This is a genomic window from Bacillus sp. P4_D3, from assembly GCF_056401855.1.
This window is the reverse complement of record NZ_JBFUIN010001307.1, coordinates 1-567: the sequence shown is the minus strand read 5'-3', so window position 1 is coordinate 567 and position 567 is coordinate 1. Positions and strand designations below refer to the sequence as shown.

The following is a 567-nucleotide window of genomic DNA, read 5'->3' as shown; positions in this document are numbered from 1 at the left end:
TAATCCGGCTATCTCCTAACCAAAATAACGTAGTCGCCCCTCTATGTGTTAATAAAGAATTAAATAAAATTACCATTAGAAAGAATACGATAGTACTAGGCAGCATGTTTCTTATTTTCTCGCCATTTCCTTGTACTATATTTAAGATTACTATTAGTATAATCGCTCCAATTAAAAAAAGAGGATGAAGACACATCATACATAGTATCATCACCCCAATATAATAGAAAAAATTCACAAAAGGATGTAAAGAAGAAAAGCTTATTTTCATAGTCCTTTACCGAAGGTCCTTTCTTATTTTAATACATACACCCATTCAATTGTATCTCCTGGTTTTACTGTAACTACACCAGCACTACGATTCGGAAATGCACCGTTCACACGGTATTTCCAACCACTTGTATCACTTATATCTTTTTCGTATAAATCATTAATCCCTTTTACGTAAACATCACCTTTAGATCCACTCGCATCAACATCTAATCCTGTACTATTTAGTACACTATATACAGTAGCACCTTCTTGTACATCAACCTTTTTCGCACCTAATAAGTATCCTTCATGTCC

General features: G+C 33.7%; 1 protein-coding gene and 1 pseudogene. Both read right to left on the bottom strand.

Features of this window, described 5'->3' with window-relative positions; genetic code table 11:
- Positions 1-271: pseudogene (locus AC1DTM_RS31005) on the bottom strand (energy-coupling factor transporter transmembrane protein EcfT); the annotation flags it as partial.
- A 23-nt stretch (positions 272-294) separates the two neighbouring features.
- On the bottom strand, positions 295-567 hold a 273-nt coding region (locus AC1DTM_RS31000; RefSeq protein WP_477001762.1), incomplete at its 5' end, for a DUF4430 domain-containing protein.